This is a genomic window from Pseudomonas sp. AGC41 (genome assembly GCF_057334555.1).
In genome coordinates this window covers 41,597-49,318 of the sequence record NZ_JBHFJB010000048.1, presented here as the reverse complement: position 1 = coordinate 49,318, position 7,722 = coordinate 41,597, and the positions used below count along the sequence as shown (strand labels likewise).

The window sequence follows — 7,722 nt, the reverse complement described above, 5'->3', positions numbered from 1 at the left end:
GTCCCCGTGGCGAGGGAGCTTGCTCCCGCTGGGCTGCAAAGCAGCCCCAAAACAAGCCGACGCATTCCTACAGACAAACCGCATGAACGGTTACGACCGCTGTGCGGCCGAGCGGGAGCAAGCTCCCTCGCCACACGGATCGGAGCTGAAAACGAAGCGCTGTTTATTCCCGCTCTGCCATCTTTCCACCAAGCTACACATCCTTGCGCCATTACCTACAACTACGCCAGAATCCGCCGGCTTGTGCGCCTTGCCCTCGGGTTCTATTGTCGTCCTGCCACTGCCCATCAGTGGTCGGGTTTAGTAGCTCGTGGTACTTAGTGAGGTGAATGGCCTCTGTCAATCAGGTTTCAATGCCTGTACTTGATGGCGGCTGTGCGCAGGGCGTCTTCGGGCGCGCCGGCTTGCTGAGTCCCCGGTCTACTAACCTGCGTACAGCTGCCACCCTTCTGTTTAGTAGCGAGGGGTTGCGGCTTCAAACAAGGACTTAGCATATGTGCAAACCTACCCCGAATCCGCCAGAGGCGGACCATACCTCCCCGCAACCAGAACCGAGAGATGCTCCCCAGCCGGGCCAACTCTTCACCGTCGTACAAGACACCGACAACGAATGCCTGCTCGCCAACCTCAGCGAAACCCTGGCGTCAGCCGATGCCATGGTCAGCAACCTCGCGTTCGATCTGGAAGGCTCCCACCGCCACATCGCCCTCGGCGTCCAGCAACTGATCGAGCTGAGCTCATTACTGGCGAACCGAGTTCTGGACAACGTTGATCCAAGATAGGCGTCTCACCGCAACCCCCGTGGCGAGGGAGCTTGCTCCCGCTGGCTGCGAAGCAGCCCATTGGATAACGCTGAGCCGCAATAGCGAGCGAACCCCGCCAAAGAAAAAACCCGACGCTTTACGTCGGGTTTTGTGTGCGGGTTACTCGACTTGCGACAGCTTGGCGTCGTCGCAACCGGCAGCACGGCACTCGCGCTCGACAGCTTTGAGTATGACGATACGCGCCTCGGTCTTCTCATTGGCACAGTCCAGATAGAGCAGGCCATCGTTGGAACAGGCGTTGTCACGAATCTTGATCCACTGGATCTGAGCGGCTTTCACCTTTTTCTTTTGATCCGGGTTCAGGGCACTCATCGTCTTCTTGTATTGCTCGTTGATTTCCTGGTCCGACTGAACCATTTTCAGCGACGCGCAATAGGTTCTGTCATAGGCGTTTCTAGGGTTATCGCAACTCATCGCAGACGCCGATGCTGATGCCATTGCCAGCAATGCCCCAACCAACAAAGACTTGATCACTCACTTCTCTCCCTGAATGCCCTCTATTGATTAGAGGTCGCGGCGGGGAATTTATCATGAGGGTCGTAGAACAATGAAGCGGATCCTAGGGTACGTTCGGCCCGAACAGTGGCAAATGCGATAGAGGTCCGGGAGCATGTGATTGCTGAAAAAGCCAGCGTCGTTTCCGCCCCCGGCGATGCGACTGCCCTGAGTAAAACCGGCGCGGGTTGCGCAGCATCCACAAAAACTCCCAAACCGGTCAAAACTTCGTGGCGAGGGAGCTTGCTCCCGCTGGGCTGCAAAGCAGCCCCACCCAGGCCCAAAGTTCCTACAGACAAAACCGTATCACCCATTCCAAGACCCAACCGCAAACCCGTCTGGGCTCATTTTATGGGCCGAAACCAAGCCCTGTTTATTCCGCTGGCATATCCTTCCGTCAAGCTACAAATTTCTGCTCTTTGGCCTACAACTACGTCGGAATCCGCCGACTTGTAAGCCTCGTTTATGGCTTCTATTGTTCGTCTACGCTTACATTGGCCTGAAAGTTGGAATGTTAAATCTTTAATCGGACCAAATCACGAGGTCTAGAATGGAAAATTTCTATGCAAATTGAATACGCTATGGTCGCGTTGGGATTTTTTGCTTTTTGCGGGGGGATGATCGATGCTGCTGTAGGGGGCGGAGGCTTGGTTCAGGTACCCGCTCTACTTCATGCATTACCTCAGCACTCGCTGAGCACAGTTTTTGGAACTAATAAGCTGGCTGTTCTTGCAGGAAATGTTTCTTCTATATTCAGTTACGTTAAAAGAATAAAAATCGTCTGGAAGCTGATGCTTCCAACCATGCTCTCGGCTTTTGTATTTTCATTTGTGGGCGCTTTTTCCGTCTCGCTCGTTCCCAAGACGATCATGGAATATCTTGTCTTTTTTGTATTAGTGGTAATGGCTGTTTATACATTCGCAAAAAAGGATCTAGGGCTTGTTCACTCGGACGCTAAATGCGGATCCAGAGAAGCGCTACTTGGGGTTTTTTTCGGTGGCATCATTGGATTTTATGACGGGGTCTTTGGTCCCGGCAGTGGTAGTTTTCTTTTATTTATTTTCGTTAAGTATTTTGGCTACGATTTTCTGAATGCATCCGCTTCAGCAAAACTGGTTAACTTGGGAACGTTTAGCGCGGCGCTGCTATTTTTCATACCTTCAGGTCATGTGCTGTGGGTAATTGGTGGACTGGTCGCGGTGTGTAATATGGCGGGTGCGCTGACAGGCACTTTTTTGGCTTTGCGTTTTGGAAGTGGATTAATTCGTATATTGTTTCTTTTTTTATTGGTGTTCCTAATTGGCCGAATGGGATTGTCCATTTGGCTGTGACAGGTCGCGTGCAACGCCGTCAGATAAAAAACGGGACCTCGCTTCCACGCAGTCCCGTCTTTCACACCCGATCAGCTCAAAACGCCGGCAAAACCGCGCCTTTGTACTTCTCCAGAATAAACGCCTTCACTTCCGGCGTATGCAGCGCTGCAACCAGCTTCTTCATGGCCTCGCTGTCCTTGTCGTCCGGACGGGCTACCAGAATATTCACATAAGGCGAGTCGTTGCCTTCGATCACCAGCGCATCCTTGGACGGGTCAAGCTTGGCCTCCAACGCATAGTTGGTATTGATCAGCGCCAGATCCACCTGGGTCAGCACGCGCGGAATGGTTGCCGCCTCTAGCTCACGGAATTTCAGATCCTTCGGGTTCTCGACAATGTCCTTGGTAGTGGACAGGATGTTGTTCGCATCCTTCAGCTTGATCACCCCGTTCTTCGCCAACAACAACAGCGCACGGCCGCCGTTGGTGGCATCGTTCGGGATTACCACATTCGCGCCGCCCGGCACTTCGGCCAACGTCTTGTACTTGCTGGAGTACGCGCCCAAGGGTTCCAGGTGCACACCGGCTACGCTCACCAGATTCGTGCCCTTGGCCTTGTTGAACTCATCCAGGTACGGCTGGTGCTGGAAGAAGTTGGCGTCCAGGCGCTTTTCGGCGACTTGTACGTTGGGCTGGATGTAGTCGGTGAAGACTTTGACCTTGAGGTCCACGCCTTCCTTCGCCAATGCCGGTTTGACGAACTCGAGAATTTCCGCGTGAGGAACCGGCGTAGCCGCGACGGTCAGGGTGTCGGCGGCGTGGGCGGAGAACGCTGCGGCGGCAGCGAAGGCGACCAGTAGTTTTTTCATTCAGCTAACTCCTGTTGAGGCGCCTGCTCTGGGCGCCTGCCAGCGAATGGCCGGCTCATGGTTTATTGGCGCAAGGCCTTATTTTCTAGAGAAATGCACAACCAGTTTGTCGCCCACGGTCTGCAGGACCTGAACCAGCACCAGCAGCAACACCACCGTGACCACCATCACGTCGGTCTGGAAACGCTGGTAACCGAAGCGGATCGCCAGGTCACCCAGACCACCGGCGCCGACCACACCGGCCATGGCCGTGTAGGACACCAGAGTAATCGCTGTCACCGTAATCGCTGCGAAAATGCCCGGACGGGCTTCCGGCAGCAGCGCATTGACGATGATCTGGCGCGTGGTAGCGCCCATGGCCTGGGTCGCTTCGATGATGCCGCGATCGACTTCGCGCAGGGCGGTTTCCACCAGGCGGGCGAAGAATGGCGTTGCGCCGACCACCAGTGGCGGGATCGCGCCGGCCACGCCCAACGACGTGCCGGTGATCAACACCGTGAACGGGATCATCACGATCAACAGGATGATGAACGGCAGCGAACGCAGGATGTTCACGATCAGCGACAGCAGCGCATAAAGGCCCCGGGCCTCCAGCAATTGGCGCGGGCTGCAGAGAAACAGCAACACGCCCAGCGGCAGGCCGAGCAATACGGTGAACAGCAGCGAGCCGAACAGCATCAGGAAGGTGTCGCCGGTTGCCAGCCAGATTTCCAGCCAGTCGATGTTTGCAAAAAATTCCATCAGCGCAGCACCTCCATGTGGACATCGGCCGCGGTGAAGCGGGCAAACGCCGCTTCCATGTCACCGCCGGTGATGGCGAGGGTCAGTTGCCCGTAGGGGGTGTCTTTGATGCGGTCGATACGACCGGCCAGGATGCTGTAGTCCACACCGGTTTCCCGGGCGACGGTTCCAAGCAACGGCGCGTAGGTCGCTTCGCCCTGGAATGTCAGACGCACGATGCGCCCTGGGACGTGAGCGAAGTCGTCGCGCTGTTCGCTTTCGTCGATCTGCTCGTCTTCCTGGACGAAACGCTTGGTGGTCGGATGCTTGGGGTGCAGGAACACCTCGGCCACCGGGCCTTGCTCGACGATCACCCCGGCATCCATCACCGCGACTTCATCGCAGACACGCCGGATCACGTCCATCTCATGGGTAATAAGGACGATGGTCAGCTTCAACTCACGGTTGATCTCCGCCAGCAGTTGCAGCACCGAGGCGGTGGTCTGTGGGTCGAGCGCGCTGGTGGCTTCGTCGCACAACAGGATCTTCGGCTTGGTTGCCAGGGCGCGGGCGATGCCGACGCGCTGCTTCTGGCCGCCGGACAACTGCGCCGGGTATTTGCGGGCGTGGTCGGACAGCCCTACCCGCGCCAGCAATTCGGCGACGCGGCGGTCGATATCGCTGCGGGACAGTTCGCCCGCCAGCGTCAGTGGCATGGCCACGTTGTCGGCCACGGTCTTGGACGCCAGCAGATTGAAGTGCTGGAAAATCATCCCGACCTGCTGGCGAAAACGGCGCAGGCCGTTGGCGTCCAGGGCGGTGACTTCTTCGCCGTCAACGATGATCTTGCCGCCGCTGGAATCTTCCAGGCGATTGATCAGGCGCAGCAGGGTACTTTTTCCCGCACCGGAATGACCGATCAGGCCGAAGACCTGACCGTTCTCGATGGTCAGACTGGTCGGGTGCAGCGCGGGGATATCCCTACCGGCAACCCGATAGGTTTTATGGACGTTTTGAAACTCGATCACGTAGCGAACCTTGTGGGGCGCGGTGGAAAAGGATCAGCGGTAAGCCGGGCGCGCATTTTAGCCTGTCCGTATAGAGGTTCTTAGCATTTATTTGAGATTGAACCAGCGATTTGGCAATAAGGCGATCAAAGGACATAAAAAAGGAACACAGCGAAACGGCATCGGTCACTCATTAGGCACCTCCACATATGCCCAGGTACCGTGCCTGGCGCATCGAACTCACGCGTCCTGGCCACGGCGGGGATCGCAACGAGGAGTCATGCCTGATGAGCACTAAAAAACCTGCCGCCCCCAGCCAAATGGCCGGGACCGACACGCTGGATCGCAGCAATACCAACGCCAAGCTTGAGAGCCTCGAGCAGTTTCGCTCCGATGCCACTGAACAGGCCTTGCGCACCAACCAAGGCGTGAAGATCGCCGATAACCAGAACACCCTCCGCGTCGGGCCGCGTGGCCCGTCGTTGCTGGAAGACTTCATCATGCGTGAAAAAATCACGCATTTTGACCATGAACGTATTCCCGAGCGCATCGTTCACGCCCGAGGGACCGGTGCCCATGGCTACTTTCAGGCCTATGAATCGCATGCGGCCCTGACCAAGGCCGGTTTCCTGCAAGATCCGGGTAAACAGACGCCAGTGTTTGTACGTTTTTCAACCGTGCAGGGCCCGCGGGGTTCCGGTGACACGGTGCGGGACGTGCGCGGCTTTGCGGTGAAGTTCTTCACCGACGAAGGCAACTTCGATCTGGTGGGCAACAACATGCCGGTGTTTTTCATCCAGGACGCGGTGAAGTTTCCGGATTTCGTCCATGCGGTGAAACCCGAGCCCCATAACGAAATCCCTACCGGCGGATCGGCCCACGACACCTTCTGGGACTTTGTCTCGCTGGTGCCGGAGTCGGCTCATATGGTGATCTGGGCGATGTCCGACCGGGCAATTCCGAAAAGCCTGCGTTCCATGCAGGGTTTCGGCGTGCACACCTTCCGCATGATCAACGCCGAAGGCCGCAGCAGCTTCGTCAAATTCCACTGGCGGCCCAAAGCCGGGACATGTTCCCTGGTATGGGACGAAGCCCAGAAGCTCGCAGGCAAGGACACTGATTACCACCGTCGCGATCTCTGGGAGTCGATCGAGATGGGCGACTACCCCGAATGGGAATTTGGCGTACAGATCGTCGCCGAGGAAGACGAGCACAAGTTCGACTTCGACCTGCTCGACCCGACCAAGATCATCCCCGAAGAGCTGGTGCCCATCACGCCGCTGGGCAAGATGGTGCTGAACCGCAACCCGGACAACTTCTTCGCCGAAGTCGAGCAGGTTGCGTTCTGCCCCGGACATATCGTGCCGGGCATCGATTTCAGTAACGACCCATTGCTGCAAGGCCGGCTGTTTTCCTACACCGATACGCAGATCAGCCGACTCGGTGGGCCGAATTTTCATGAGCTGCCGATCAACCGCGCCATTACCCCGGTGCACAACGGCCAGCGCGATGCCATGCACCGCACCACCATCGACAAGGGGCGCGCCTCCTACGAGCCGAACTCCATCGATGGCGGCTGGCCGAAGGAAACCCCGCCCGGTCCGCAGGATGGTGGTTTCGAAAGTTATCCGGAGCGCATCGATGCCCACAAGATCCGCCAGCGCAGCGATTCGTTCGGCGATCATTTCTCCCAGGCGCGGTTGTTCTACAAGAGCATGAGCGCCCACGAGCAAGAGCACATCATCGCCGCGTACAGCTTCGAACTGGGCAAAGTGGAACGCGAGTTCATCAGAGCGCGGCAGGTGAACGAGATCCTCGCCAACATCGATCTGGAGTTGGCCGGGCGAGTTGCGAAGAACCTTGGTTTGCCGGCTCCCACCGCCGGTACGGTCGACGTTCCGACGCCTTCCCTGGAGCAGTCCCCGGCGTTGAGCCAGGCCAATCTGTTGTCCGGCGATATCAAGACCCGCAAGGTTGCGGTGCTGGTGGCCAACGGTGTCGAGGGGACAATCATCGATGCCCTCAAGCAGGCACTGGAAGCCGAAGGGGCCCACGCGAAAATCCTCGGCCCAACCTCCGCGCCGGTGACCACCGCTGCTGGGCAAACGCTGCCGGTGGATGCATCCATGGAAGGCTTGCCGTCGATTGCCTTTGACGCGGTGTTCGTGCCAGGTGGGGTGGAGTCGATCAAGGCGCTGAGTGCCGATGGCGTGGCGTTGCATTACCTGTTGGAAGCCTACAAGCACCTGAAGGCCATCGCGCTGCATGGCGAAGCGCGGCAATTACTGGTGTTGTTGAAGCTGGAGGCGGATGCGGGGCTGATTCCCGACGCTGATGCGGGCAAGTTTCAGGCGTTTTTTGACGCGATTGCCCAGCATCGGGTTTGGGCGCGGGAGCCTAAGGCCAAGGCGGTTCCGGCTTGATGGGTGTCTGAAAGGGATTATTTGCTGGTAGGACGCCTTCGCGAGCAGGCTCGCTCCCACAGGGTATGTGTC

General features: G+C 57.6%; 7 protein-coding genes. 3 read left to right on the top strand and 4 right to left on the bottom strand.

From position 1 onward, the window contains the following. Positions 1–494: 494 nt before the first annotated feature. The gene (locus ACE04F_RS09700) at positions 495–782 is read left to right on the top strand and encodes a DUF6124 family protein (protein ID WP_486106224.1); all 288 of its coding nucleotides are present in this window, start codon (positions 495–497) and stop codon (positions 780–782) included. A 141-nt stretch (positions 783–923) separates the two neighbouring features. Here the strand turns inward: ACE04F_RS09700 and ACE04F_RS09695 are convergent, their stop codons facing one another. Further along, positions 924–1,298 (bottom strand): lysozyme inhibitor LprI family protein, encoded by a 375-nt coding sequence (locus tag ACE04F_RS09695; RefSeq protein ID WP_305497763.1) that lies wholly within the window; start codon positions 1,296–1,298, stop codon positions 924–926. Between the two features lie 584 nt (positions 1,299–1,882). Here ACE04F_RS09695 and ACE04F_RS09690 point away from each other — a divergent pair. After that, entirely contained in the window at positions 1,883–2,650 is a 768-nt protein-coding gene (locus ACE04F_RS09690) for a sulfite exporter TauE/SafE family protein (RefSeq protein WP_486106221.1), read from the top strand. A gap of 76 nt (positions 2,651–2,726) precedes the next feature. Here ACE04F_RS09690 and ACE04F_RS09685 read toward each other — a convergent pair whose 3' ends face one another. The 3 genes from ACE04F_RS09685 to ACE04F_RS09675 all read right to left on the bottom strand — a co-directional run bounded on the left by ACE04F_RS09685 (position 2,727) and on the right by ACE04F_RS09675 (position 5,248). Beyond that, a complete protein-coding gene (locus tag ACE04F_RS09685; RefSeq protein ID WP_486106219.1) occupies positions 2,727–3,500 on the bottom strand; it encodes a MetQ/NlpA family ABC transporter substrate-binding protein in 774 nt (257 codons plus the stop codon). Positions 3,501–3,578: 78 nt separating this feature from the next. Then, a complete protein-coding gene (locus ACE04F_RS09680; protein WP_305497766.1) occupies positions 3,579–4,241 on the bottom strand; it encodes a methionine ABC transporter permease in 663 nt (220 codons plus the stop codon). After that, positions 4,241–5,248 carry a methionine ABC transporter ATP-binding protein gene (locus ACE04F_RS09675; protein WP_305497767.1) on the bottom strand — a complete coding sequence of 336 codons (1,008 nt, stop codon included), beginning with the start codon at positions 5,246–5,248 and terminating at the stop codon, positions 4,241–4,243. The genes ACE04F_RS09680 and ACE04F_RS09675 overlap by 1 nt, the downstream gene beginning before the upstream one ends. Before the next feature lie 266 nt (positions 5,249–5,514). Here ACE04F_RS09675 and katE point away from each other — a divergent pair, with 266 nt between their 5' ends. Further along, entirely contained in the window at positions 5,515–7,650 is a 2,136-nt protein-coding gene (katE, locus tag ACE04F_RS09670) for a catalase HPII (protein ID WP_486106216.1), read from the top strand. Positions 7,651–7,722: the final 72 nt, after the last annotated feature.